Annotated in this window: 19 protein-coding genes and 1 pseudogene; 12 read left to right on the forward strand and 8 right to left on the reverse strand. The window is 68.1% G+C overall.

The features are described 5' to 3' along the window. Positions 1–392: 392 nt before the first annotated feature. From ACTMTU_RS14025 to ACTMTU_RS14040, 4 genes are all read left to right on the forward strand, one after another. Complete coding sequence (locus ACTMTU_RS14025; protein ID WP_441263811.1) at positions 393–9647, forward strand: golvesin C-terminal-like domain-containing protein; 9255 nt, start codon at positions 393–395, stop codon at positions 9645–9647. A gap of 107 nt (positions 9648–9754) precedes the next feature. Then, positions 9755–10309: an SUKH-4 family immunity protein gene (locus ACTMTU_RS14030; RefSeq protein ID WP_441263812.1), complete on the forward strand. Its 555-nt coding sequence runs from the start codon at positions 9755–9757 to the stop codon at positions 10307–10309. A 168-nt stretch (positions 10310–10477) separates the two neighbouring features. After that, positions 10478–10873 (forward strand): SMI1/KNR4 family protein, encoded by a 396-nt coding sequence (locus ACTMTU_RS14035; RefSeq protein ID WP_441263813.1) that lies wholly within the window; start codon positions 10478–10480, stop codon positions 10871–10873. Positions 10874–11003: 130 nt separating this feature from the next. Then, positions 11004–11303 (forward strand): hypothetical protein, encoded by a 300-nt coding sequence (locus ACTMTU_RS14040; RefSeq protein ID WP_441263814.1) that lies wholly within the window; start codon positions 11004–11006, stop codon positions 11301–11303. Positions 11304–11552: 249 nt separating this feature from the next. Here ACTMTU_RS14040 and ACTMTU_RS14045 read toward each other — a convergent pair whose 3' ends face one another. Continuing rightward, the gene (locus tag ACTMTU_RS14045) at positions 11553–11957 is read right to left on the reverse strand and encodes a type II toxin-antitoxin system PemK/MazF family toxin (RefSeq protein ID WP_266841859.1); all 405 of its coding nucleotides are present in this window, start codon (positions 11955–11957) and stop codon (positions 11553–11555) included. Positions 11958–12191: 234 nt separating this feature from the next. Here ACTMTU_RS14045 and ACTMTU_RS14050 point away from each other — a divergent pair. Beyond that, a pseudogene (locus tag ACTMTU_RS14050) lies at positions 12192–12774 on the forward strand (IS701 family transposase); the annotation flags it as partial. A gap of 149 nt (positions 12775–12923) precedes the next feature. On the opposite strand, the gene lepB reads toward ACTMTU_RS14050, so the two are convergent. From lepB to ACTMTU_RS14065, 3 genes are all read right to left on the reverse strand, one after another. Further along, the gene (gene lepB / locus ACTMTU_RS14055; RefSeq protein WP_441263815.1) at positions 12924–13592 is read right to left on the reverse strand and encodes a signal peptidase I; all 669 of its coding nucleotides are present in this window, start codon (positions 13590–13592) and stop codon (positions 12924–12926) included. A gap of 151 nt (positions 13593–13743) precedes the next feature. After that, positions 13744–14043, reverse strand: a complete 300-nt coding sequence (locus ACTMTU_RS14060; RefSeq protein WP_441263816.1) for a DUF397 domain-containing protein — start codon at positions 14041–14043, stop codon at positions 13744–13746. Then, positions 14015–14869 carry a helix-turn-helix domain-containing protein gene (locus tag ACTMTU_RS14065; RefSeq protein ID WP_441263817.1) on the reverse strand — a complete coding sequence of 285 codons (855 nt, stop codon included), beginning with the start codon at positions 14867–14869 and terminating at the stop codon, positions 14015–14017. The genes ACTMTU_RS14060 and ACTMTU_RS14065 overlap by 29 nt, the downstream gene beginning before the upstream one ends. A gap of 179 nt (positions 14870–15048) precedes the next feature. Here ACTMTU_RS14065 and ACTMTU_RS14070 point away from each other — a divergent pair, with 179 nt between their 5' ends. Together ACTMTU_RS14070 and ACTMTU_RS14075 are read left to right on the forward strand one after the other, a co-directional pair. Then, entirely contained in the window at positions 15049–15252 is a 204-nt protein-coding gene (locus tag ACTMTU_RS14070) for a hypothetical protein (RefSeq protein ID WP_307707911.1), read from the forward strand. Further along, the gene (locus ACTMTU_RS14075) at positions 15252–15716 is read left to right on the forward strand and encodes an ATP-binding protein (RefSeq protein WP_441263818.1); all 465 of its coding nucleotides are present in this window, start codon (positions 15252–15254) and stop codon (positions 15714–15716) included. Before ACTMTU_RS14070 ends, ACTMTU_RS14075 begins: the two co-directional genes overlap by 1 nt. A 16-nt stretch (positions 15717–15732) precedes the next feature. On the opposite strand, the gene ACTMTU_RS14080 is transcribed toward ACTMTU_RS14075, so the two are convergent. The 3 genes from ACTMTU_RS14080 to ACTMTU_RS14090 form a co-directional block, all read right to left on the reverse strand. Beyond that, the gene (locus ACTMTU_RS14080; RefSeq protein ID WP_441263819.1) at positions 15733–16743 is read right to left on the reverse strand and encodes a hypothetical protein; all 1011 of its coding nucleotides are present in this window, start codon (positions 16741–16743) and stop codon (positions 15733–15735) included. 9 nt (positions 16744–16752) lie between these two features. After that, complete coding sequence (locus ACTMTU_RS14085; RefSeq protein WP_441263820.1) at positions 16753–21489, reverse strand: DUF6531 domain-containing protein; 4737 nt, start codon at positions 21487–21489, stop codon at positions 16753–16755. 94 nt (positions 21490–21583) lie between these two features. Then, on the reverse strand, positions 21584–21718 hold the full coding sequence (locus ACTMTU_RS14090) for a hypothetical protein (RefSeq protein ID WP_441263821.1): 135 nt from the start codon (positions 21716–21718) through the stop codon (positions 21584–21586). Between ACTMTU_RS14090 and ACTMTU_RS14095 the strand changes: the two genes are divergently transcribed. From ACTMTU_RS14095 to ACTMTU_RS14105, 3 genes are all read left to right on the forward strand, one after another. Next, a complete protein-coding gene (locus ACTMTU_RS14095) occupies positions 21717–22661 on the forward strand; it encodes a hypothetical protein (protein ID WP_441263822.1) in 945 nt (314 codons plus the stop codon). The two genes, ACTMTU_RS14090 and ACTMTU_RS14095, sit on opposite strands and share 2 nt — an antisense overlap. Further along, positions 22658–22921 (forward strand): hypothetical protein, encoded by a 264-nt coding sequence (locus tag ACTMTU_RS14100; RefSeq protein WP_441263823.1) that lies wholly within the window; start codon positions 22658–22660, stop codon positions 22919–22921. Before ACTMTU_RS14095 ends, ACTMTU_RS14100 begins: the two co-directional genes overlap by 4 nt. Before the next feature lie 134 nt (positions 22922–23055). Then, entirely contained in the window at positions 23056–23940 is an 885-nt protein-coding gene (locus ACTMTU_RS14105; RefSeq protein ID WP_441263824.1) for a hypothetical protein, read from the forward strand. A gap of 77 nt (positions 23941–24017) precedes the next feature. Here the strand turns inward: ACTMTU_RS14105 and ACTMTU_RS14110 are convergent, their stop codons facing one another. Beyond that, positions 24018–24512, reverse strand: a complete 495-nt coding sequence (locus ACTMTU_RS14110; RefSeq protein ID WP_441263825.1) for a DUF1877 family protein — start codon at positions 24510–24512, stop codon at positions 24018–24020. Positions 24513–24733: 221 nt separating this feature from the next. Here ACTMTU_RS14110 and ACTMTU_RS14115 point away from each other — a divergent pair, with 221 nt between their 5' ends. Then, the gene (locus ACTMTU_RS14115) at positions 24734–25669 is read left to right on the forward strand and encodes a L,D-transpeptidase family protein (RefSeq protein WP_441263826.1); all 936 of its coding nucleotides are present in this window, start codon (positions 24734–24736) and stop codon (positions 25667–25669) included. Between the two features lie 37 nt (positions 25670–25706). Continuing rightward, positions 25707–26663 (forward strand): hypothetical protein, encoded by a 957-nt coding sequence (locus ACTMTU_RS14120; RefSeq protein ID WP_441263827.1) that lies wholly within the window; start codon positions 25707–25709, stop codon positions 26661–26663. Positions 26664–26683 lie beyond the last annotated feature (20 nt).

Raw genomic sequence — 26683 nt, forward strand, 5'->3', positions numbered from 1 at the left:
ATTCGCTCCGGATTCGCTTCCGTGTGAGTCTTTTCCGCGCCGGTGGTTTCCGTTTCAACAGTTTTCGTGTCCGGCGTCTCGTCGGACTTTCCCTCCGGCTCTGCGCTTTCCGTGGATTCCTTGGATGACATGAGCGGGGCTCGGCTTTCGGGTAGTCGGCTGAATCGGTTGGCGTCGAACCGGGCGGTTATACACCACGCGCGGTGCGCCGCGCGAGCGACCGGTCAAAAGGGGCGAAGCGACTCGGGTGCCCGCACCTGCCCTGAATGTCCGTGGGCTTGACGTGCTGTCACTCCGATGATCAATAATCCCCTGCCGCGCTCGTGAGCTGGCCAGATGCCTGCTCGCGCGCAGAAGAGCGGCACGGATTCAGGCTGCATCGGAAACCCCCGATGGGGCTTACTCGGCGTGCCGCTTTTCCGTGTGTGGATCTCCTTCCGCATGCGGGGATTCGGCTCGCAGTGCCGAAAGGTAATGAAGTGAAAGTTCCATACAGGAGATATATCTCCTGTTTGGTGGTGTCGGCGGTGGCGGGAACGCTGCTGCCGCAGGTCGCTTATGCGGCTCCGTCATCAGGGCCGGAAAAGGACGACGGCAAGGGCGTTGTCGACACCATCGCCGGCTGGTTCAGCGACGACGACGACAAGAGATCCGACAAGCCGCCGGTCGGCGGAAAGCTCGAGATACCGAGCCGGGAGAAGCTCCCGAAGGGCGAGAAGCTGCCGCCGGCGCAGCGGGTCAAGGAGCTGACGGAGCGGCGCACGCCGCAGGCGCGGTTCTGGCAGATGTCGGACGGGCGGGTGGAGGCCGAGCTGTCGGCGAAGCCCGTGTCGTACCGGTCGGGCTCGTCGTGGAAGCCGATCGACACGACGGTGCGTGCGTCGGAGGCGAAGGGTTTCGACTTCGCGAACACGACGAACACCGGCCGTAGCTGGTTCGGTTCGGACGCCTCGAAGCTGGTGCGCTTCGAGACGGAATCCGGCCAGGCGGTCGTGCTCGGTCTGGAAGGCGCGGCCAAGGGTGTCGCGCCGTCCGTGAAGGCCGACACGGTCACCTACAAGGGCCTGGCGTCCGGTGCGGATGTGTCCTACCAGGTGGGTGCGGGCAGGGTGAAGGAGAACATCACCCTGGCCGAAAAGCCCGCCGAGCCGGTGAAGTTCGTCTTCACGCTGGATGCCGGCGAGCTGGAGCCGAAGGAGCGGGGCGACGGTTCGATCGCCCTGTTCGGCGAGGACCCGGCGAACCCGGTGCTGGTGATCCCGCCGGCGTTCATGACGGACGCTAAGAAGGACAAGGCGTCCCCGTACGGCACGTCGTACAGCTCCAAGGTGTCGCAGGAGCTGTCCCGGCACGGCAAGCAGTGGCGGCTGACCGTCACTCCTGACGCCAAGTGGCTGGCGGCGCCGGAGCGGCAGTACCCGGTGGTGATCGACCCGACGATCACCATCGCGCCGTCGCCGACCGAGTCGCAGGACGTCATGGTCCGCTCGGACGCGCCGACGACGAACTTCAACAGCACGTGGGACATGTCGGCGGGCAAGACCAGCAGCACGGGCATCGCCCGGTCGCTGATCAAGTTCCCGCTGGACGAGATCCCGGCCGGTTCGAAGATCGACACCGCGCAGCTGTCGATGTACTTCGACCAGGTCCACACCTCCGGTTCGACCAACGTCGACGTGGAGGTCCGCCGGGCGACCGGTGCGTGGGACGAGACCACGGCGACGTGGGACAAGACCAGCACCTTCGTGGGCGAGCAGTCGGCGACCACGGTCCTGATGGACGACGGTGACACGGGCACGGCCGCGGTCGGCGAGTGGCCGCGGGTCACCGGCACCGGCCACGGCAGCGACTACGCGTACAACAAGAACACCGCGACCGGGGAGTCGTACACCTGGCAGCCGATGGTCCCCGAGGCCGCCGACTACAAGGTCGAGGTCCACACCCCGGTGCAGACGGACGGCGCGACGGCCGCCCCGTACACGGTGACGTCCGCCGAGCCGGCCGCGAACTTCACGGTCGACCAGGCCACCGGAACGACCGGCTGGCGCCAGCTCGGCACCGCGCAGATCGACTTCGCCAAGGGCAACACCGGCAAGATCGTCCTCGGCGACACCGGTGACTCCACCAAGCGCACCATCGCCGACGGCGTCCGGCTGGTCAACCCGGCGCAGATCCGCAAGGACATCGGCGAGTACAACCAGTGGCACAACTTCCGGGTCGGCGACACCGTCCAGAAGTGGGTCTCGGGCACCTCGCCCAACTACGGCTTCGTGATCAAGGCCGTCAACGAGACCTCCACCGCGCCGCTCGGAGGTCCGCAGTACGAGGCCGGGGACTACGACTACGGCGGCGAGACGTCCACCATCCCGCGCCTGACGGTCACCTTCGGCAAGGTCGGCACCTCGCTGAACTCGCCGACCGTCGTGCACGGCACCGGTCCGGAGCTGTCCTGGGCGGCGTACAAGAACACCACCGGTGACACCGACCTCGACATCGCCGAGTACCAGCTGCACCGCTCCACGCAGCAGGTGTTCACGCCCTCGGCCGCGACGCTGGTCGCCCCGATCGCCAAGACGGCGACCACCTACACGGACACCACCGCGGTCCCGACCCCGGACTCCAGCAGCGCGGAGATCGGCAAGTCGTACTACTACCAGATCGCGGTCAAGACGGCCGACGGCCAGGTGCTGGGCTCCCCGACCCGCGTCGTGGGCGTCCCCAAGGCCGGCCGCACCATGCGGCTCATCCAGGCCGGCGCCGGTGTCACCGACACCACGCTGTCCTCACTGAAGCCGACGACCAACCTGAACACCATCGAGCAGGGCACCCTCGGCCAGGACTGGCTGACGGTCGGCAACAACTCGGGCACCTACGGCAAGACCCGTTCGGTGATCAAGTGGCCCACCACCACGATCCCGACCACCGCGACGGTGCTCGAGAGCCGGGTCTTCCTGTGGTCCACGCTCACCGAGCGCACCACCACCACCAAGGCCCAGTACAACCTCCACGGACTGACCCGGGACTTCACCGAGACCCAGGCCACCTGGAACAACGCCAACTCCACCACCGCGTGGACCACGGCGGGCGGTGACCACTCCTCGGTCGTCTCCGACTACGTGCCGGCCTTCAACACCGACCTCGGCCGCCACTGGTGGGACGCCACGTCCCTCACCCAGAGCTGGGTCAAGACGCCCACCAGCAACAAGGGCACCCTGATCAAGCTGAAGGACGAGACCACGGCTGGCCCGCAGGAACGCTCCATCTTCCTGTCCGCCGCCGCCCCCGACCCCCAGCTGCGCCCGCTGCTGCGCGTGATCTACGTCGACTCCACCACGGAGGACACGTACTACGCGCCCACCACCCCGGCCCGGATGACGCCGAACACCACCTACACGGTGGAGTTCACGGTCACCAACACCACGTCCGCCGCGTGGGCCGCGGGTGAGCGCGAGCTCTCCTACACCTGGAAGCTCCCCGACGGCACGGACGCCACCACCGGCGGCAACCAGCTGGAGACCCCGATCCCGGCCCTGCTGCCGGGCAAGTCGGCAACCATCCAGGCCAAGGTCGCCACACCGATCAACTCGGACTCGGGCAACAAGCGCAACGAGTACGTGCTCGGCTGGGACGTCCGCAAGATCGCCGACGGCACCTGGCTGTCCGCGGGCACGGGCGGTATTCCCCCGCTGAAGCAGAACGTGGCGGTGGAGGACCCGACGTCCAACACGCTGGGTCTGGAGAAGTTCTACAGCTACACGGGCAAGAACACCGGCGCCGGTTCGAGCTTCATGAACAACCTGGCGTCCGGCAACGGCGTGTGGCAGTACAACGCCATCAACAACCCGGGTCGTGGCCTCAACACCTTCGCGCGTCTGGCCTACAACACCCTGGACACCTCGGACACCGTCCTCGGCCACGGCTGGTCGGCGCAGGTCTCCGGCCCGACGCGCCTCGGCGCGCCGCTGGACTTCCACCCGAACCCGAACCCGACCGAGGTCCGGCTCCCCGACGGCGACGGCACCACGCACGTCTTCCGCTGGGACGCGACCAACAGCGTCTGGAAGGCACCCGCGGGTGTCCACTTCAAGCTGGCCGCCAAGGCGGGGCTGGACTGCAAGCCGACCAAGGATCCGGTCCCGGACGCCTGGACGCTCACACGCCCGGACGGCACGCGGTTCCTGTTCGGCTGCGACGGCTACATGACGTCCGCGGTCGACAACGACGGCAACACGCAGACGTTCACGTACGAGGAGCGCAAGTCCAACAACAAGCCGACCAAGTTCCTGACGTACATCACGGACCCGGCCGGCCGGCAGTCGCTCACCGTCGAGTACTACAAGAAGGGCGACGCCTCCTACCAGTACATCGACGCCACGGGCGCGAAGGTCAGCGGTACCAATCTGACCAACTCCAAGATCTACGACCACGTGAAGTCCATGACGGACATCTCAGGACGCAAGATCACGTTCTACTACACCGACAAGGGTCTGCTCGGCCAGATCATCGACGGTGAGCTCTCGACGCAGCCGAAGGTCTTCAAGTTCACCTACGACGCGACGCAGGGCAACAAGAACGTCAAGCTGGTCAAGGCGACCGACCCGCGGGGCAGCGCGACCTCCCTCGCGTACTACGCGCCGCAGGTGGGCGACGACCCGAAGTACCACTGGTGGACCAAGACGATCACCGATCGGCGGAACTTCGCCACGAACTTCGCGTACAAGCCCAACGTCCTGAACACGAAGTTCACCGACACCAAGGTCACCGACGCAGAACTGCGCGCGACCGATCACGTCCTGGACGACTTCGGCCGTCCCGTGCAGATGACGAACGCCAAGGCCCAGACCACCAAGCTGAGCTGGGACGCGGACAACAACGTCGTCTACATGGAGCAGGCCAACGGTGCCAAGACCGCGTCCTGCTTCGACCCGAAGACGGGCTATCCGCTGCGGACGTGGGACGCGGAAATCACCAAGTCCTGGACGCAGTTCAACCCGACGGACTACTGCAACCCGGCCTCCTACCCCGCCAACGCGACGAAGTTCGAGTACACGACGCGGATCGACGGCTACTCCGCCGACCTGTGGCGCAAGACGTCGCCGCTGGGCAACGTCTGGGAGTTCGGCTACGACCAGTTCGGCAACCAGACGTCCGTGACGGACCCCGAGGGCGTCGCCTCGACGACCGCCGGTGACTACACGGCGACCACCGAGTACGACGCGTACGGCCAGCCCACCAAGCAGACCGACGCGAACGGCCACGCCACCACGTACTTCGGCTTCGGCCCGCACGGCTACCCGACGAAGATCACGGACGCGCTGAACAACTCCACGAACTTCGTCTACGACGAGCGCGGCAACACAAAGGAGGTCATCAACGCCAAGGGCGCCAAGGTCACCCAGTCCTACGACTACTTCGGCCGTCCGCTGGAGCAGAAGCAGCCGAAGGACCAGGCGGCAGGCGTCTACATCACCACCCCGGCGCCCGAGTACGACGCCAACAACAACCTGCTGAAGGTCTTCACGCCGAGCGGCGCCGAGTCGTCCTCGGTGTACGACGCGGCCGACCAGGTCACCGACTCGCTCGCGCCGAAGGACCTCACGACGGATCCCGAGCGGCGCACGACCACGACGTACGACAAGGTCGGCAACGTCAAGACCGTCACCGAGCCCAAGGGCAACCTGACGGCCACGGTCGGCGACTACACCACGACCTACACCTACGACGAGATCTACCAGCCCGTCTCGGTGGTCAACGCCAAGGGCGACAAGGTCTCCAGCGAGTACGACAACGTCGGCAACGTGGTCACGGTCATCGACCCGAAGAAGAACGCGACCGCGGACACCGCCGACTTCACCACCAAGTACACCTACGACCTGAACCACCGGGTCACGAAGACGACGGACGCGGCCGGCAAGTTCACGACGGTCGAGTACGACCTCGACGGCCGCTCGCCGAAGGCGACGGACGCCGAGGGCAACACGAGCGAGACGATCTTCGACCGGCGCGGCCTGGTCAAGGAGGTCAAGGTCCCGTACTCGAAGGACGGCTCCGGTGTCATCACCTACCGGACGACCCGCTTCGAGTACGACGAGGTCGGCAACCGAACGAAGGAGATCAGCCCGCGCGGCGTCGCGACCACGGACGACGCGACCGACTTCACCTCCGAGACGGTCTACGACGAGCTGAACCGGGTCAAGGAGCAGCTCCGCCCGTTCGATTCCGGTGACGCCGACTACGGCACCCCGGACAAGACCTTCTTCTTCTACGACTCGGTGGGCCAGCTGGAGCGTGTCTCGGCGCCGCCGTCGCAGGGGCAGACGGTCCGCAACGACACCGAGTACACCTACTACGACAACGGGTGGACGAAGTCCGCGAAGGACCCGTTCGAGATCACCACGTCGTACGACTACAACGCGCTCGGCCAGCAGACGAAGAACACGCTGACCTCGGCCGGCGGCTCGTCGCAGCGGACGATGACGTGGGACTTCTACCCCTCGGGCAACCAGAAGGCCCGCTCCGACGACGGCATCCCGGTCGGCAACCACGTCGTGGTCGTCGACTCCACCGACGTCAACAACACGGCGACGCAGGGCAGCTGGAACGCCTCCCAGGCCATGGGCCAGTGGGGCTACGACGTCCGCACCCATCCCAAGGGCACCGGCGCTGACTCGTTCACCTGGCAGCTCAGCATCCCGCAGGACGGTACGTACGAGGTCTTCGTCCGGCACGGTGACGTGACCGGAGCGGCGACCAACGCACCGTTCAAGATCACCCACGCGTCGGGCGAGGTCACCAAGCCCGTCAACCAGACCACACGGTCCGGTGAGTGGGTCTCGCTGGGCTCGTACTCCTTCACGGAGTCCGGCACCCAGAAGGTCACGCTGTCCGACCTGGCCGACGGCACGGTCGTCGCCGACGGTCTGAAGCTTGTCCGCTCCAACACGGGCGAGACCGACAACGAGAAGAAGGACTTCACCTACCGGTACGACGTCAACGGTCTGCTCGCCGAGGTCAAGGACCTCTCGCCCGGCGCGAAGGCCGACGCCTACGCGATGACCTACGACGAGCTCAACCAGCTCGCGAAGGTCGAGGAGAAGCTCGGCACGACGGTCAAGAACACGACCGCGCTTGCCTACGACGTCAACGGCAACCCGGTGGAGACCACGCACGACGTGACGTGGTCGAAGTCCGAGTACGACGTCCGCGACATGATCAACAAGATCACGAACGCGGACTCGCCGACGGCGGGCAACCAGCAGATCAGCACCTTCACCTACACCGACCGCGGTCAGCCGCTGAAGCAGACGAAGCCGAACGGCAACACCGTCGACTACGCGTACTGGCTCAACGGCGCGGTCAAGTCGCAGGTGGAAAAGAAGAGCACCGGCACCGTCGTCGCCTCGCACGACCTGGAGTACGACCCGAACGGGAACCGTTCCAAGGACACGTCCAAGGTCATGAACGCCGACAACGCGGCGGACTACCTGGACACCGTGTCGACGTTCGCCTACGACCCGCAGGACCGCATCAAGACGGTCACCAAGACCGGTGACGCGGCGGGTACGGAGACGTACAAGTACGACGGCAATTCCAACATCGTCGAACAGACGGTGGGCACTGTCACGTCGACGTCGACGTACGACCGCAACCGTCTGCTGAAGACGGCCGGGGGCGGTGTGGCCGCCACGTACAACTACGACCCTCTGGGCCGCCTGGACACTGTGTCCTCCAACGGGTCGGTACAGGAGAAGTACACGTACGACGGCTTCGACCGGATCGCCAAGCACACGGCGGGTACGGGTGCGGCGGCGAAGACGACGTCGTACGTGTACGACGCGTTCGACCGCACGGCGCAGGAGACCACGTCCGGCACGGGCGGGAAGACCACGCTCTTCACGTACCTGGGCATGGAGTCGAAGGTGCTGCGGGAGGAGGTTGCCGGCAAGGCGACCAAGTCCTACCAGTACTCGCCGTGGGGCCAGAAGCTGACCCAGATCAAGCACAACACCGATGCGACAAAGGAGTACTCGCAGTTCCTCTACCACCCGAAGGGTGACGTGGAGGCGATCACCAAGGCCGACGGCAACACCCGGGCCACGTACGGTTATTCGGCGTACGGCTCCGACGACGAGAAGCAGTTCACCGGCGCGGACAAGCCGGACGCTGCGAACCCGGACAAGGAGCAGTACAACGACTACCGCTACAACGCGGCACGTCACGACGACGGCTCCGGTACGTACGACATGGGCTTCCGGAACTACGACCCGGGCCTGAACCGGTTCCTGACGCGTGACATGTACGGCGGCGCGCTGGACGACATGGGTCTGGCGACGGACCCGTACACGGGCAACCGGTACGCGTTCGCCGGCGGCAACCCGATCTCCTTCGTGGAGCTCGACGGCCACCTCTTCGGCCTGGACATCTCGCTCTCGGACGTGGGCCACGCGGCCCTGGACGTGGCGGGCATGGTGCCGGTGATCGGCGAGGTCGCGGATGTGGCCAACGGCGTGTGGTACGCAGCCGAGGGCAACTACGCGGACGCGGCCCTGTCGATGGCGGCGGCGATCCCGGGCATCGGCGCGGCGGCCACGGCGGCCAAGTACGCGAAGAAGGGCGCCAAGGCCGCCGACGCGGTCAAGGGTGCCAAGGCGCCTTCGAAGCCGCCTGCCGCCAAGCCGAAGCCGAAGTCGAAGCCCAAGCCCAAGGCTGAGTCCAAGCCGAAGGGCAAGAAGAGTGGTGAGTGCAAGAAGCCGAAGAAGAACAGCTTCGTCCCTGGCACCAAGGTGCTTATGGCCGACGGGTCCACGAAGAAGATCGAGGACCTGAAGGCGGGCGAATACGTCCTGGCCTCCGACCCGGAGACCGGCGACCTGCAGGCCCGTCAGATCACCGAGACCCGAAACCACAGTGGCGTCAAGCACCTGATCACCCTCACCGTCGACCCCGACGGCAAGGACGGCGACGCCAAGCCCGAAACAATCACCGCTACGGACGAGCACCCGTTCTGGCTGCCGGACTTCGGCAAGTGGGCCAACGCGGAGGACCTCGAGCCCGGCATGTGGCTCCAGACCTCAGCCGGCACCTGGGTCCAGATCACCGCGATCGACGAAGCCCACCGTACCCAGCGCGTCCACAACCTCACCGTCGACGGAGTGCACACGTTCTTCGCGCTGGTGGGCGCGAGCCCTGTGCTCGTACACAACAGCCCGGTTGCACTCAACTGCCCGTCGTCGCAGTTGGCCCAGGTTTCCATGAACGCCAGAATGACGAACAAGGTTAAGCCCTCGCAGAACGTTGCCGTCTATCAAGTCGGAAGTGGCTCGAACTCGCGCTTCCTGGCGGCAGCAAATGACCCAGGCGGCCTTCACTCGGAAGAGATTCTGAATCGGTACATCGCCGATCCGGCGAACGGGATCTCTGCAGACGACGTCCTCGGCGTATATTCCGAGCGAGTGCCGTGTGTGACCGATCCTCACAACTGTTCGGCAAGCCTGAGTCAGTACAAGAACCTCGGAGGAAACATTTCCTGGAGCCTCAACCCGGATGGGATCAGGAATGGCCGAAAGAACGCGGGAGCCATTGCGCGGGCTATGGGATCGTTCCGTGGCGCCGCAGCGGATCTGCCTGGATTCGAGTGGATCACGTAGCAGTCCTGCCGTGAGCAGGTAACGCAGTAGCAGGTAGACTTGGCCGGCCGCCCAGGGGGTGGCCGGCCAAGTTGTCTTTCTGTTCATCGGTCCGGCTGGAGTTCATTGTGGGAAATGCGGAACTGCAAGCGGAGTTCAACGAAAGTATGGAGTTGCCGTTGGGTGTCCTTTCTCGCCGCGGCTTCGGTGCATCTTATCCACCACGGGACCTGGGGCAGTGGGGGCTGTCCAAGGAAGACACGGCGGCGCTGCGTGAGTTCGGAATCCCGGTGATGGAGCCCGGCGGGGGGCGCCATGGAGTGCAACTTGTTGGCGATGTCCAGGAGTCTTCGGTGCCAGAGATTCGGTCCGCAGTCGGTAGTGCCTTTCGGCTTGGTGACTACTGGGGAAGATCGATCGGCGTGCTGCAAGCAGAAGGGCTGGTGGTTGCCTTTCCGTACATGGATGATCAGGCGGTTTCCTATGTGAATTCAGCAGCGCGGAAATTTGTCGAAACGTCTTGGCGATGGTGTTTTGCGAGTAAAGCTCTGAAGAAAATGAATGACCTGGATCAGCTTTATGATAATTTGGAGCACTTTTATGATCTGGTATGTCAAATAGATTCCGAAGTGGGCGAGGAGAGTCGGTTCAACTGGTGGCCTGGCGTCGTGGGTGGATGGTGATGTGAACGCCGTTGTCGATACGGTTGGCCTCGCCATGCATGGGTGGGCCGGCCGCGTCGTTACGAGAGGACGCGGCGATGGAACGGGAAGCCCCGCCGGTGTCTGGCGGGGCTTCCCGCTGTCCGTGGCTGTTCATCGATCGAATTCCCTGCAGACTTCCGTGAGATCGTGGACGCCTACGGTTCGATCCAGGTCAACGGGCAGTTGTATCTGGAGCACCCCGCCGGACATCTTCTGCACAGTCTCGGAGAAACCATCAGGGGGGACCTCGAGATGTGGCGCGAGGAGGACATGGCAGAGTTCCTGCCGAGTCCGGTAGGGACGAACCCCGGCGAGTTGATGCCGGTGGCTTCGGCCGTGACGGGGGAATGGGTTTTCCTTCGCGTTCCCGACGAGCCCTCGTCGCCCTGGCGCGTTGTGGTCCAGGAGTTCGACGGTCCGGCCTGGACTCTCTACGAAATGACGTTCAGCGAATGGTTGCTGGCTTATCTCAAGGGTAGGGACGTGACGTTGTGTTCTCGCGACCGCGCGCCTGACGGCCCGTTCTGGGAATTCCTTCCCTGACAGTGAACGCGGTGGTATCTCCTGTCCTGGTGGCAGGGGATACCACCGCGTAAAGATTTCCCCGTGATCGCCAGATCGACGTTGTCGATCGGTTCCCGGGAAGCCCACCATCCCTGGGTGGGGCTTTCCTTTGTCCGACGGGCGCAAGGTAATCGAGCGCGGTGAAGCTGCCCTCGAGGTTGGCGATCCGGTAGCGGCGGGCAACTGGTTCGTGCACGCTTTCCGGCTCGGTTCGGGCGGGGCGAAGGCCCGCCTGGAGCAGATCGCTCCGGTGCTGGAACGCCTGCTCGACGATCCGAGGGAGGGGGCCGGCGCGAGTGCACTGCTGGGCGGCATCCACCTGATCTCGGGCACGCAGCATGAGCGCGCATTCGCTTTGTTCCGGCAAGCTGCCGAATCCGGAGCGCCTGACGGCATGCGCGGGCAATGACCGCCTCATGGCTTACGCCTTGACGGAATGGCACGGAATCCCTTGGGACGAGACATCAGGGTTCCGTTCCTGAGTCTGTGGCTGAGGTGTGAAAGAGTGGGCGTCCTGCTGGCAGGACGCCTCGGAATCGCCAGCGCCAAGGCGATGAAAACGGGAAGCACCGCCGGTCTCCGGCGGGGCAACTCGCTGACCGTGGCCTAATACTCCAGCCGTAGATCGTGATCTCGATGGTGAGTGGCGCCTCTCCGCCTACCCGAGTTCACCGAGACGGAGGGCGTCCCTTATCTCGCTGAGCTTCGCGGTTGTCGCCGGGGTCCGTTCCTTCGCCTGTTCGCCGAGACGGAGGGCGTCCTCAATCTCGCTGAGCTTCGCGGAGGACAGGACGCCCGCCCGCTCGATCAGGTCGTCCTGGGACACGGTGGTCAGCCACGTGCAGGGGGTAAAGCCCGGGCGCGGGAACGCGAACCGCAGCACGCCTTCAAAGGGCAGTCCTTCCATGGCACCTACTTGCACTTCGACGCCCAGACCGCTGATGTCGACGCCCGCAGGAGTGACGACCTGCATCGCCCGGATCCTGGACGCGTCGTCTGCCGCCAGCAGTACGACCAGCCGCCGCTCGTCGAACTCCACCCACCAGACTTCGCCACGTTGCACATGTCCTCCTGACTCAGGACGGCAGGCGGAACTGCGCGACCCTGACGCGTTGTGGAGACGGGTGCGGCCACCGTTGATCATCGTGAGTTGTGTGGACTGACGAAGAGACGGTGGCCGCAGGTCACAGCATAGAACCCACCCGTTGGCGGGACGCGTTCGAGGGCCTGATGGGCCGGATCGCGGGGCGCTTCGCCCGGGTCGAACCCCGGCGCAGGGCGGCGCGGTTGGTGCTCGGCGGGGAAGTTCCGTGCGGACATCTTGGCCAAGAAGGTGCCCAAGCGGGCCTGGCAGAAGCTCTCCGCAGGGGCCGGGGCCAAGGGCCACCGCGTCTACAACTGGGCAGTCATCGACCTCCCCGACCCCCGCCCCCGGGAGTCGTCAGCTACTGATCCGCCGTAACCGCAGCACCGGCGAACTCGCCTACTACCGCTGCTACTCGCCCGCGTCCGTGCCGCTGACCGCGCTGGTCGGAGTCGCCGGATCAAGATGGCGGGTGGAGGAGTTCTTCCAGTCGGGCAAGGGCCTGGCCGCACTCGACGAGCACCAGGTCCGCCGCTGTACCTCCTGGTCCCGCTGGGTCACCCTCGCCATGCTCGCGCACGCTTTCCTCGCCGTCGTACGCGCAGACGAGCACACCCGCCCCGCACCCGATGCCCTCATTCCGCTCACCTGCAACGAGATCCAGCGCCTGTTCATCACCCCCGTCGTCCGACCCGTCCACGACACAGCCCACCGGCTCGGTTGGTCGAACTGGCGGCGCCGCCACCAGGCCCGATCCCAAGCCAGCCACTACCGACGACAAGCCACTCAGGAATGAAGATCACGAACTACGGCTGGAGTACTAAGGGCCGGCGACTGGCGGGGTGGGAGGCGGAAGCCCCGTTCGTTCTGCCGACGGTTCCATGAGCGGCGAGACGCAGTAGGAGCGGTGCTGGGCGGAGAGCGGCAGTCCGAAGCTGCTGGAGCTCAGGCCACCGGCCACGGCGGAGCAGCCTCTACCGGCCGCCGGGTACGGCGCCCGGCCACGTACCCCCCGATCCCCAGGCCCGTCCCGACCAGGGCCATCACGACCCCGAGCATGCCCAGCGCTGCGAACGCCACCGGCGCGGTGGAATCGCTCTGCACGCGCCCGTGCACTCCGGATGCCGCGACGCTGCCCGACTGCTCGCCGAGGAAGAAACGCGAGTCGTTGGAGTTCCCGCGGTGGTCGCCCAGCAGGAACAGCCGCCCGTCCGGCACTGTCACGTCGTATTCCGCGGCCCCGGCGTTCACCTCACCGCGCATCACATACGGTTCGTCGACCGGCTTCCCGTTGACCGTGATCCGGCCTCCGTCGCAGCACACCACGTGATCGCCGGCGGCCCCGATGACCCGCTGGAGGACCGGCCTGCCCTGATATCGATCGGGCACATCGACGAGTACGACGTCGCCCCTGCGTATCTCGCCCGCGTCCGTGCGCTCGATGAGCAGCCGCTCGCCCGGACGGTACGTGGGCGACATCGCCTCGCTCATGACGGTGGCGCCTTCGTAGTTCGTCCAGGTGTACCCGATGCCACCGAGCATCAGGACCAGTCCGAGTGGTACCAGCACCCAGGCGGCGGTTCTCAGGCCGCTTCCCGCTCTCCGCTGCCGCATGAAAGCCCCTCCCTCGAGCCGCCCGACGGCCGGGCGGGCCAGCAGAGGGTAACCGCCTCGGTGCGGGACCTTTCGTGCTGGTCCCTCGGCAGGGTTCGGGCAGGCGAGGTGGAGCCGGTCGGCGTCGAAAGGCCGACGTCCACCGGCTGCGTCACGCGGTGGCGGGCGACTTGAGGGACGTGACGAAGGCGGTCCAGGCCGGGGCCGTGACCGTGAGGACCGGGCCGCTCGGGACCTTGGAGTCGCGGACGGGGACGACGCCGGTGTGGGCTTCGCACACCTCGACGCAGTTGCCGCCGTCGCCGTTGCTGTACGTGCTCTTGCGCCAGGCAGCCGCCCCGGGGAACGCCTCCGCGACCTCGACGCAGTTGCCGCCGCTGCCGTTGCTGTAGCTGCTCTTGCGCCAGATGGCGGTGCTCAAGTCAATCCCGTTGCTTGCCACTTCGGTCATCGTCAGCCGCTTCCTCGATCATGGCGAGGGACGCCTCCGGTGGTAGTGCGGCGGCCCTGAGCCAATCGTACGACCGGCGGTACTCCTTCACGAGGGCCGGATCGTCGATGGTGTCCCCGCTGTGCAGTGCCTCCGTGTAGACCAGGGGAGGAGCGTCGGAGAACGTCATGATCATGGCTGTGCCGAGCATGAACGGGTGCGCCCCGCAGTTCCACGGAAGGATCTGGGGAAGGATCCGGCGGCGGCGTGCCAGCGCCGCGATGTGTTCCAGTTGTTCGGCCGCCTGGTCCGGCGGAAGGATCGGCTGGCGCAGGAGCGACTCGGAAAGGATCACCCAGTACATCGGGGTCTTGTGGTTGTCCTCGAAGAGGCGGGCGCGTGCCATCCGGGCGCTGGCCTTCTCCTCCACCTCCTCGTCCGGGGCAAGAGGATGTGTCGCGCGCACCACCGCCCGCGCGTACGCGTCCGTCTGCAACAGCCCCGGGATCAGCGTCGGGCACCACTCCTCGATGGTCTCCGCGTGCTTCTCCGCCTCCAGCACCCGCTCGAAGTAGCTCGCGTGCCCCCGCCGTTTCGCCCTCCGCACGTCCTCGCAGCGCCGCCGGAAGAAGCCGTCCGTGCCGAGCACCTGGTCCACGTGCTCGGCCAGTTCCGCCGGCATCCGGCGCGTGCCGCGTTCGATCTCGCTGAGGTGGCTGGGGCCGTAGAAGCTGCCCTCGACCAGTTGCTGGAGGGTGAGGCCCGCCTCTTCCCGTTTCCACCGCAACTCGCTGCCGTAGAAGGTCGGGACGCCCGTCGAGCCGTCGATGTCCTTGCGCTGCCCCATCGCCCACCGTCCCTGGTGCCGTGTACCGCCCGTTTCCCGGGGTTCCCCGGCCCGTACCAACTGCACCGCGCATACGTGCAGTTCAGGGCGGGGATCCTGAACCTCTTTCACGCTACGCCGCTCGGCATCACGCTGTGAGCAGTTCGTCACACAGCGCACTGGAAGGTGTGAACCCGCCCATGTACGACCACTCCGAAGCCGACGACTGCGCCGAGGAGCTGCGTGCCGCCCTCGCCGAGCACGGCATCACGCTCCCGTCCCTCCGCGTCGACCTGCCGACCTTCGCCGCCCGCTACCCGACCCGGCCGCTGATCTCGCTCGGCAACTGCAACCTGCTGACCGCCCGGACGCTGGTCGCCGCCCTCCGTAAGGGAGTCGCGTGATGAGCCGGCCACCCCTCACGCTGGACCTGCTCGCGACCCCGGCCGCCGTGTCCGGCGTACGCCGCGCACTGTACGACTACGGCGCCGACCTCCAGCTCTGCGCTACCGAGCTCCTCACCAACGTGATCCGCCACATCGGTGAGGGAACGCCCGTGACGGTCCGCGTGTCGTGCGGCGGCGGCCGTACGCGACTGGAGGTCACCGACCCCGACCCGCGTGCCCTGCCCGTCCTGTGCGGGACGGCCGCCGCCGACGACGAGTCGGGCCGGGGCCTTGTGCTGCTCGATGCGATGACCCTGCGGTGGGGCGTGGGGCAGGGGCCCGGCGGCAAGACCGTGTGGTGCGAGCTGGCGGCGTGGCGGTCAGGGGGCTGCGACCGGCTCCGGCCAGGACAGGGCGGGAGCCCTCAAGTGCCCGTCGTCCACGGCGAGGAGCTGCGGCGCAGAATTCGTACGATTCCTTGATCGAGGGCGATCCGGATCAGGCGGTCGTCCAGCGCTGCACCGTCTCTTCGTCGCGGACGAGCCACGTGCCGTCGCCGAGCGGCACGGCAGTGACCCCCGGCGTCTGCGGGTAGTCGAGTTCGGCGAGGGGCCTGAGTGTGTGGGCGTCGAGGATGAGGTGCGTGCCCTCCTCGGCCCACTGTTCCTCGGCCGTCACGACCAGGATCCGTTTGTCGTCGACGAAGCCCGGGGTGTAGCCGACGAAGACCCTTTCGTCCGGGAGGACATCGCCGGCCTCGACGATCACGTCGTCGGCGCCGTCCTGCGTGCGGCAGAGGTATCCGCCGCCGACGTCCTGGCTGACCAGCGTCCCGTCCGCACCGAGGCCGACGTAGGGTTCCTCGGCGGTGCCCGCTGCCCGGACCTCGAGCCCGGCGGCCGTGCGGGCGACCAGGAGGCAGTGAGTGCCGTCCTGCCCCATGGAAGCGGTGAGGAGAACCTCAGGTCGTGCGTCCGGGAACTGCTGGAAGGCGTACGCCGCTGACAAGGACGGCAGGACGTGCTCGGCGAGCACCTCGCCGGTGGCCAGGTCGAGGGCGCGGCAGACGTCGCCCGTGGAGAGCCCGTCGGCTCCGAGGGGTCCGGCCATGGTCGCCAGAAGGACACGGCCGGCCGGGTCGGGCGTGCACGCGCCGGTGGCCCCGGGCGACTGCTGCCAGTCCCGGTGGCGGTGCTCCCAGCGGACGGTTCCGTCGGGCTCCTGGACGGTGACGGCCTCCCGGGTGCTCATGGCCAAGGCGCCGTCGGGCAGCGGCGAGCAGTACAGGCTGGGCCCGTCGGGAGCCGGGTCGCTCCACGTGGCGCGGGCAGCGACCACCTGGGAGTGATCGGTGCTGAGCCTGTGCGTGGTGATCGTGCCCTCGTGCCGGGTCACGAGCCAGTGTGTGCCGTCGCGCAGGAGCCAGCCGTCCAGGTTCCCCAGTGCCTCGGTGATGCCGGGCAGGGACTCATGCGCGAGCAGCCGTACGGGTACATGGGGGTAGTTCATGTGCTTTTCCTAGTCCGTGTCCGGGGTGTAGCGGCTGGGCCAGTAGAACTGCCGCCGGTGGGTGGGTTTGTCGTCACCGTACGTCGGCCCCGCGAGCATGCCCTCGATGCGGATGATGGGGGCGCAGAAATCGGGGCAGACGCTGCGCATGGCCGCGCCGTGGGTGGGCAGCCAGTCGTCCGAGCCTTTGCTGTGCAGGCGGCTGAGGTAGTGGAGGATGTTCTGCTCTGCGTGCCCGCCCGGGACCTTGGGCGGTGTCGGGGGGAGGTACTGGTCGTTCGGGAGCGGGTAGAGGCCCATCTCCTCGGCCAGTTTCCGCTGGGCGGGGGTCAGCTTGCTCTTGCTGGTCCCGGCGACGATCAGCACGTCCTTCCCCTTGTGACGCGTGGCGATGATGGCGACGGTCTGGCCCTCTTGTCCGCGCTTGGGCAGGACCTGGGAGATCTTGTGCGCCATGTCCTCCAGGCTCTGCATACAGGGCGCCAGCCCGAGGGGATCGGCCTCGGTGGCGGGGTTGTTGACGTAGCCGGCGGGGTTGGGGGCGGGGTCCAGGCCGAGGGGGTCGGGGCTGACGTAGCGGCCGGCCTCGGGGTCGTAGTGGCGGAAGAAGTTGTAGTGCAGACCGGTCTCGGGGTCGGCGTACTGCCCGGGGAAGCGCAGCGGGGTGTGTGCCGTGGCGTCCCGGTTCCAGGCGGTGGCGCCCCACTGGGTGGCGCGGCTGTGCCAGGCGGTGGCGCCGGTGTGGTCGACGAGTTCGGTGGGTGTGCCGACGAGGTCGGTGACGATCGCGAAGAAGCGGGCGTCGACGGAATCCTGGTCGCCGCCGGGGTCCTGCGTCGTGCGGCGCTCGGCCTGGGCGATCGGGCGGTGGCCGTCGTACTCCCAGGTCAAGGTGGTGCCGGTGGAGGAGTCGGTCTGTTCCGCCAGACGGCTGCCGTCCCAGCTGAAGAGGGTCTCGGCAACGACGGTCCCGTCGGAGGCGTGCCGGCGCTTGGCCGTTCGGCGGCCCAGCGGGTCGTAGCGGTAGGTCCATCGGGTGCCGTCGGGTGTGATGCATGCGGTCAGCCGGTCGGCCGCGTCCCATTCGTAGCGCCAGATGTCCGGCTTGCGGGATATTCGCTTCTTGCGCCGTTCGACGATGCGGCCGGCCGCGTCGTAGGTGTAGTGCAGCGCTCCGGCGGATTGCAGCCGGTTGCCGCTGTACGCACGCGGGCCCCGGGACTCGGAGTGCGGGGCCTTGTCGGGCCAGTGGGCGGAGGTCTGGTTGCCCTCGCTGTCGTAGGCGTAGGTCTCGGTCCATCCGTGGGACTCGACGCGCAGGGGCCGTCCGGCCGGGTCGAGTTCGTAATGCCTGCGGTTGCCGGTCAGCCCGTCGGTGACGGTCTCCAGCCGGTCGTCGGCACGGTAGGCGTAGAGGCGGCGGCTGAGGGTCCGGTCCTGGGCGGTGAGGCGTTGCTCCCGGATCCGGCCCGCGGCGTCGTAGGCGGTGCCGAGGACCACGGGCTGCTCGGGGCCGCCGAAGGACCGGGCCACCTCGCGGCCGGTGGCGTCGTGGCCGAACGCGATGCCGTGGCCGTCGAGGGCCACGTGCGTGCGGTTGCCCAGCTCGTCGTGGGTGAGGCGGGTGGTGGACCCGCTGGGGGTGACCCGCAGGGTCCGGCGCGAGAGGGCGTCGTAGCCGTACCGGCTGGTGTGTCCGTCGACGGTCTCGGCGACGGTGCGGCCCATGGCGTCCCACTCGAGGGCGAGGACGGAGTCGGCGGAGCGCGCCTCGGTGAGGCGGCCGGACCGGTCGTAGGTGTAGGTGGTGACGGCGCCCTCGACGTCGCGGGCGATGACGCGGCCGGCGTCGTCCAGGTGTGTGGTGACGGTCTGCCCCAGCGGGTTGGTGCGGCTGTGTCCGCGGCCCGAGGGGTCGTAGCTGTAGTGCAGGGTGCGGCCGTCGAAGTCGGTCTCGGAGACCAGGCGTCCCACGGCGTCGTATGTGTAGGTCCAGGTCAGTCCGGCGGCGTTGCGCACCTCGGTGAGGCGCAGTTCGGTGTCGTAACGGAAGTCGTAGCGGGCGCCGTCGGGAGTGGTGCGGGAGGCCGGCTGGTCGAAGTGGGTGTACTCGTAGGTCGTGACGCCGCCGTTGGCGTCGGTCTCGGTGAGGCAGTTGCCCTCCCCGTCGTAGGTCCACCGCTGGGTGGCGCCGTCGGGGCGGGTGTGTGAGGCGAGGTGCCCTTCGACGGTCCACGCGCATGTGGTGGTGGCGCCGTCGGCATCGGTGACGGAGACGGGCCGGCCGAACGCGTCGCGGACCAGGGTGGTCGTCCTGCCCTGGGCGTCGGTGTGGGCGAGGACCATGCCGGCATCGTCGTTGCGGTAGGTCCGGCTGTTGCCCAGCGGGTCGGTGACCGCGGCGAGGGCGCCGTTCGGGTCGTACGCGTAACGGGTGGTGACCCCGTCCGGTGTGGTCAGGGAGACGTTGTTGCCGCGGTCGTCGTAGGTGCGGCGCCACACGCTTCCGTCGGCGGCGGTCACGACGGTGGGCAGGCCCCGCTCGTCGTACTGCGTGGTGGCGAGGGAGCCGTCCGGCTCGCGTACGGACGTGGGGTTGCCGTCCTCGTCCCAGGTGTAGGTGACGCTGCGGCCCTGGCTGTCGGTGCGGCTCTGGAGCCGGTCGTAGCGGTCCCAGACCTGGCTGACCGTGTTGCCCAGGGGGTCGGTCTCCGCGACGACCTGGAGGAGGCGGTTGAAACGGAAGACGCTCGTGGCGCCGGTGGAGTCCGTGTAACGGGTGATGCCGCCCTCGCTGTCGTAGGAGAAGCGCGACGACAGGAAGCCGTCGGGTCCCACGGTCCGGACCACCCGGCCGGCGGCGTCGTAGACGTACAGGTAGGTGGACCCGTTGCGGTCGGTCCATGCGGTGATGCGGCCGGTGGGGTCGTAGGTGAAACGCGTCGCCGTGCCGGAGGAGTTGGTGACGGCATCGAGGTTGCCGTCCGCGTCGTATCCGTACGACATGACGGTGACCGGCCCCTGCGGGGTGTGCAGACTCAGGGCGGTGATCCGCCTGTCGGCCACGTCCACCTTGACCGTGTAGCCGCCGCTGTGGGACACCGTGGAGGGAGCGCCGTCCGGGCGGCGGGCGAGGACGACGGTGTTGTCGTGGCGGTCCCTGATCTCGGTGAGCCAGTAGGCCGGGGAGGTGCGGTACGGACTTCCGGTGAACGAGCGGGTGAGCCCCCCGGGTTCGGACAGGGTGTAGGTGGTTTCGTCCTCGTGCACGCCGCCGTGGGCGAGGGCGATCCGCGGTCCCTCGGTGGGCAGGACCCGATCGTCGCCGGGCTGCGGGAGCCGGGGGTAGACGAGGCACGATCCGTCGCTGCGCGCCCAGACGACACCCGGTCCTACGGGGTCGGCTTCCAGGCGCTCGTCGAACAGTGAGGACCAACTGCGGCCGAACCAGTGACCGTAGCGGTACTTCGACAGGTGTGTACGGTCCACGACGAGGGGGAGCACCCCGGGCAGGGAGAGGTCGACCTGCGGCAGGGTCATCTCCCCCGTCGCGATGTCGACCGGGTCGGACTTGCACGTCTTTCGGTCCAGCGGGACGGAGTGGCGACGCGCGTCGTCACGGACCTCGCGCAGTCCGTTCGGCCTCGTTCGGGCGCTGTCGCCGTCACCGCGGCGACGGCGGTGGTCGCCCGCGCCGCCGGAACCGTCCCGGCCGTCGTCGTCCTTGCGCCGGCGGGCGAGGCGTTCGCGGATGTCGTCGTCGTTGTTCTTGTGGTCCTTGGATATCTGCTTGACGGCCTTGGGCAGGGTCTCGCCGACGTGGTCGCCCATGGTCTTGGCCGACTTCACCAGAGCGCCCATGGCCTTCTCGATGACGGGGTCCAGTGCGTCGGCGATGTCGTCCCGGCCCTTGTTGCGGCCCTGGGCCGTCTTCGCCTTCGTCAGCTTGCCGGCGGTCTTGCCGTGGATGCCGACGCTCACCAGGTTCAGCCTGGTGCCGGCCTGATCATGCTCGTCGTGCTCGATGTGGAAGCCCGGGCCCTTGGGGCCTTTGCCACCACCGCCTCCGGCGGAGGCGAGGTTCATGCCCTCCTTGGCGCCCTGGACACCCTGGTCGAAGCCGTCCTTCCCGGCCTGCTTCGTCTGGTCGAGGTTCACACCGTTCTGCACGCCCAGTGCGTTCGCCCCCAGTTGGACCACCAGGTCCGCGGCCATGTTCTCCAGTGCCGCCACGGCCGGCTCGGTCATCACCGCCACGATGTGACCGACCGCCTCCTCCATCGCACCCGTGATGAGCTTCAGCAACTGCTTCTTCGTGAAAGCGATCGCACCGGCGCCGAGCAGTGCCGACAGACCACCGGTCACGGGGATCAGCGCCAGGGCGAGACCCGTCTGGCCGGCCAGAATGCCGAGCTCCGCGACCGCCTTCCACTTCATGGCCTCGATGGCGCCCGCCGCCATGTCGAGTGCGCCCGCGATCGTCCGGGCCGCGGAGATCATGTCCTTCAGGTGCTTGCCCTTGACCTTGCCCCAGTGCTCGTTCAGCGCGTCCATCGCCTCGCCGTGACCCGACGACAGCAGACGCTCCATGTGGTTGTTGGCGAGCTGACCGTCGTCGGCCAAGTCGTCCGCGAACTCCCGCAACGCGTCCGCCATGTCCCGGTAGGCGTCCTCGTCGACGTTGGGCCAGTTCACCCCCACCAGATCCAGCAGCGTGTCCGCCCAGTCCGGCACTGTGACAGCCATGACCCCGTCCCCCGTATCAGCTGTAGATCATCCAGCCGAACAGTCCTACCACGGCCGCAGACCTTGGAATAATCCGTGATACGGCCAAGCCGGGCTACGGGTGGGCCATTTGGGGGACCGCTCGCCTGCGTATCCAGGTGGAGACGAGGCCCGCGCTGTTCGTCACGGGCGACATCATGGCGCGGCCGCCCGGGCCGGTGTCGGCGGCGTCCGTTTCAATGGCCGCCATGGACGAACGGGAAGAGCCTGCGCTCCATTTGGACGAACTCCTGTCAGTGGTGCACCGGGTGGCGGCCCCGGGGACGGGCGACCTCAACTGCGGTACGCCGGGGCATCCTTCGGGGCACATATGCCTGGCGCCCTCGGAGGCGATCGGCCTTCCCGCGCTCCAAGAGGCGCTCGGCGGGCGGTACGGCCGGCCGCGGAACCTCGCCATGGGCGGATTCGCCGATCCGACGGTGACCGCGCGGACCGGGCTGCCGCTGCTGGCCCCGTTCGGCGAGCGGATCGTGGAGATGCGCGGATGGGCGTTCGCGGACCGGTGGATCGGGTGCGGCAGCGCGCGGGCAGGGGACGACGTCCGGCTCGTGGCGCTGGTGGCAGAACGGGAGGACCCCGCGGCGCAGACGGCGGAGCTGACGTCCTGGGTGGACGGGGTCGTCGCCGTCACGGGGTGGGACACGAGCCGGCTGCGGACGTTCGACTGGGCGGCGGTCGAGAACCGGCTCGGGACGGCGCTGCCGAGCGACTACAAGCAACTGGCCGAGATCTTCGGCACCGGCGCGTTCGACGGCTTCCTCGCACTCCAGACGCCGGATGCGTCCTGTGCGAGCGCGGACATCGTCCGGCACACCGAGTGGCTGGGCGAGTGGGCGAGGACACGCGGCAGCGAGCTGTGGAGGCCGTACGAGGTGTATCCGGTGCCGGGCGGGCTGCTGCAGTGGGGGAGTACGGAGCAGGCGCACGGGTTCTACTGGCTCACCGCTGATACCGACCCCGACAGGTGGCCCGTCCTCGTGACCGAGGACATTCCCGACTCGTGGGTCCGGTTCGACGGCACGACCGCCGAGTTCGTCCACCGGATGCTCACCGAACGGGAGCATCCCTGCTCGACGGCCCGCTACTTCGACACCCACTGGTTCGAGAGCCACGAGAGCGAGTCGCGGCCGTGACACCCCTGTGGTCCGCCACGAGACGGAAGTTTCCGATCGGAGCCGAGATCCGGGGCACCGTCGAGAAGGTCGCTCCCTTCGGCGTCTTCGTCTCCGTAGAAGGTGTGCGGCCCTACGGTGCGGTCGCGGATGTCGCCGGGATGCGCAAGGAGGCAGCCGACGATTCGGTCGTGATCTGGCCCGGCGAGGGCGATCCGGTCACCGGTGTCGTGGCCGGGCACTCGGATCACAACGAGCAGTTGAAGATCCACCTGACGTGATGTCCCCGCACTGACGTGACGCCCTTGAAGCGTGACGTCCTCGCAGGTGGGGTGCCGGGAATGTCCCTCGGGGTGATCAAGCGGCGGGAGCTGTTGTACAGTCCGCGCCCCGTCGTGACGTAAGGAAGCCGCCCATGCGAACCCGCCCCATCCGGAGTGCCGCCGTGTTCGTCCTCCCGCTAGCGCTCACGCTGACAGCGTGCGGCACGGAGGCGGAGCCGGCCGGGAGCCCTGAGACGGCGGCGGCGTCGTCCCCGTCGACCGCCTCTTCCGAGCAGGCCGGGGCGCCCGAGACGGCGGAGGACTTCCTCGCCCTCGCCGAGAAGGCGATGGCCGAGGAGCCGGCCTGGTCCTTCTCCGTCAAGGGGGAGGAGGGGCTGACGTCCCAGGGACAGAAGAGCGCCGCGACCTACGAGGGCACCGTGCGGCGTGCCGTCGGACGGGCGGCGCTGCACTCGCAGGGCGTCAGCACCAGCAGCAAGGGCAAGAAGAAGACCGAGGAGCTGTACGTCATCGGCGACGCGGGCCATCTGAAGGAAGACTCGGCCGAGTGGAACGCCGTGTCACCCGCCGATCCGGAGATGCGGAACAAGGCCGACGACCCGATCGCGGTCATCCACGAGTTCCGGATGTACGCGCAGGCCACCGGCGGCGACGTCAAGGTGACCGAGAAGGACGGCGGCGGCACGGTCGAACTCCGCGTCACGAGCGGCAAGCAGAAGCTGAGCGCCGTCCAGCAGCGAGCCTGGGCCAAGAAGGCGAAGCGCGAGTTCGAGCCCACGGCCGAGCAACTCCGCGAGGCCGGCATCCCGGTGGACGACGCGCGGCTGACCCTCTCCGGCCTGGAGGAGGTGCTGCTCCTGGACGCGAAGACCTACCGGATCAGGAGTCACCGCCTCGACTTCGGCTTCCTGATTCCCTACAACGGGCAGGACATGGCCTTCGAGCAGCAGGTGACCATGGAGAACCAGGGCGCGTACGACGGCAAGATCGAGCTCCCCGCGGATCTGCGCGGCTGAGAAGGCCCCGGGGGCCCGGGGGCCCGGGGGCCCGCGACCTGTGCCGGCCGGCCCGGCCGCGCGCCCCCGCGACGGGCTCAGTACCAGAACGCCTTGATCACGGCGTCGCCCCTCGCCGCCGCCTTCACATAGAAGGTGAGCAGGCCCGAGTGGTGCTCGAAGAAGACGTTCCTGACGTCCGCCTCGTCCCAGGCGGAGAACGGCGCGCGGAAGGCGGTACCGGCGCGGTCCCAGAACGCGTCGAACGGCAGCCCGTCGAGGAACGCGGCCGCCCGCGCCACGCCCGTCGGGCAGAGGAGCGCGAACGGTGGCTGCTCCTCCGACGGATGGCGCACGACACGGCCGCCGAACACGGGCAGCTCCCAGAGCCCGTCCCCGGCCTCCGGCCGGCCGGAGGCCGTCCCGTAGAACTCGTGGACCATGGCGAAGTCCTTGTCGATGGACTCCGCGAGCCCGGCCTGGTACTCCTCCTCGTGCCTCTCCCAAGCAGCCGGCATGAACTCCGTCAGGCCGCTGTGATCGTCCTTGACCTCGGAGTCCGGTACGGCGCGCAGATGCATGTGGAACGACACGGGTCTCCCCGGGGCCGGGGCGACCCTCTGTTCGGGCCGCGAAGACGGAACGGACGGGAAGGGAACGTAGCGCGGGCCACGGACAACGGCTGTCGCCCCCGGGCCACTTGTGTCCGGTATGTCTGTCGCCTGGTTCTCGGCCGGGTCGGCGATGTATAACCGGCCAGCCTTGAGGCGCGGCACGTCGTGCCGCCACTGTTCCGACGAGCCAAGGATCACCCGTGCTGCGCTCCTCCGTTAAGTTCTCGTCCGCGCTCGCCCTGGTCGGCGTGATGTCGCTGGTGTCGGCCTGTGGTGGGAGTGAGGAGCCGGCCGGCTCTGCCGCCGCCTCGGCAGGTGCGGTGGCGCAGGGGGACAAAGAGGTGACGGGTGGTTCGGCGTCGCCCAGTGCGTCCGCGTCCGCTTCGGCCTCCCCGTCCGCCTCCGCGTCACCCTCGGCCTCCGCTTCCGCTTCCGCGTCGGCCAAGGCGTCCGGCAGCACGGCACCCAAGGCCACGGCCACGAGCGGCGGCAACGCGGGCCCGGGCAGCGGTTCCGGTGACGAGCCCGCCGCGCCCTCCACCCCGAACTTCCCCGTGCCGGTGAACGTCGGCAACGCCACCCAGGTCATCACGGTCGAGGCCCGCGGCTCGTACGCCACGGTCACGGCCTGGCAGAAGGGCTCCGCCGGCTGGAAGGCGCAGTTCTCGACGAGCGCCGGACGCGTCGGATCGAACGGGGTGACCGACGGCGCCACCCGCCGGCAGAACACGTACACCACCCCCACCGGCACCTACACGATCACCGAGGGCTTCGGTGTCGAGTCGAGCGGCACCGCCATGCCGTACACCAAGGTCAACGACAGCCACTGGTGGGTCCAGGACCCGGAGTCGAAGTTCTACAACTCGATGCACACCGAGGCGGGCGCGGACTTCCCGCTGACCGAGTCCGGCGACCGCGGCAGCGAGCACCTGATCAACTACCCGACGCAGTACGCCAAGGCCCTGGTCATCAACTTCAACCGCTGGCCGGCCACTCCCGGCCGGGGCGCGGGGATCTTCCTCCACGTCAACGGCAGCGGCGCCACCGCCGGCTGCGTGTCGGTGCCGCGCGCGACGATGGAGCAGTTCATGGGCTGGGTCAAGCCGTCCGCGAACCCGCGCATCGCGATCGGCTGACAGAACAGAGCGGACATCGAGGAGATTCGGGCGGTACGTGGAGATACTTCCTCGCATCGGTGTGCCCGGTGCCCGTTTCGGGCGGACACGGGCCTCCGTACGAGCGGCCCGAGGTGCCCCGGACTCCGCCTTCCGGCGTGCCGCCGACGCCACCCTGACGGACATGTACGTCACGGCGGCGGGCGGACACGAGGACGGTGAAGGGCGCGGTGCCGGCTTCTTCGAGTTCCTCGAGTACGACGACACCGGCGTCCTTCACGCCGTAGAGGTGGCGTCGCCCGCACCCGTCACCCTGGACGGGATCGTGCTGCTCGGGCGGCCAAAGGCCGAGGTGGTCGCGGAACTCCGTGGCCTGGGACACGAGGTGAAGGCCGCCGGGGACGCGGAGGGGTGGGCGCTGCCCGCCCTCGGCGTGGTGCTCGGCGGCACGGCGCAGGACGCGGACGGCTTCGAGAGCGTGCGGCTGCGGGCCACCGCCGTCGGCGACGACGCGTTCGAGTTCTTCGAGCCGACGGGCGGCTCCCGCCCGGCGGCCGCCGGGCCCGCCGAGGTCGTCGCGCACCGCGGCATCGGCCCGGTACGCCTCGGATCGGCACGCGCGGACATGCGACGGCTGCTCGGAGGCGGAATCGGGTCCGTCCCCGAGTTCGGCGGCGCCGGGCAGGACAACTTCTTCGAGGCCGGGATCGTGCTCACGTACGACGCCGACGAGACGGTCGTGCGCCTCGCGTTCACACGGCCGGCGTCGGTCGGCCACGGTGGTGTGTCGCTCCTCGGGCGGCCGATGAGCGACGTACGGGCGGACGCCCTGGCCCGGCGGATGCGGTTCGTCGAACGGGAGGCGGAGCTGTTCTTCCCCGATGCCGGATTCGGTGTGCTGACCGCGCGCGACGCGCCGGACCTGCCGACCACGGCCGTGGTGCTGTCGGCCGGCCGTCGGGGCGGTGACCCGGCGTCCGGGGAGCATGTGGAGGGAACGGGCCTTCTGTGGTGACGTGTCCGTCCGGGAGCCGT

Origin of the sequence: Streptomyces sp. OZ13, from assembly GCF_052068155.1 — a bacterium.
Taxonomy (GTDB): Bacteria; Actinomycetota; Actinomycetes; order Streptomycetales; family Streptomycetaceae; genus Streptomyces.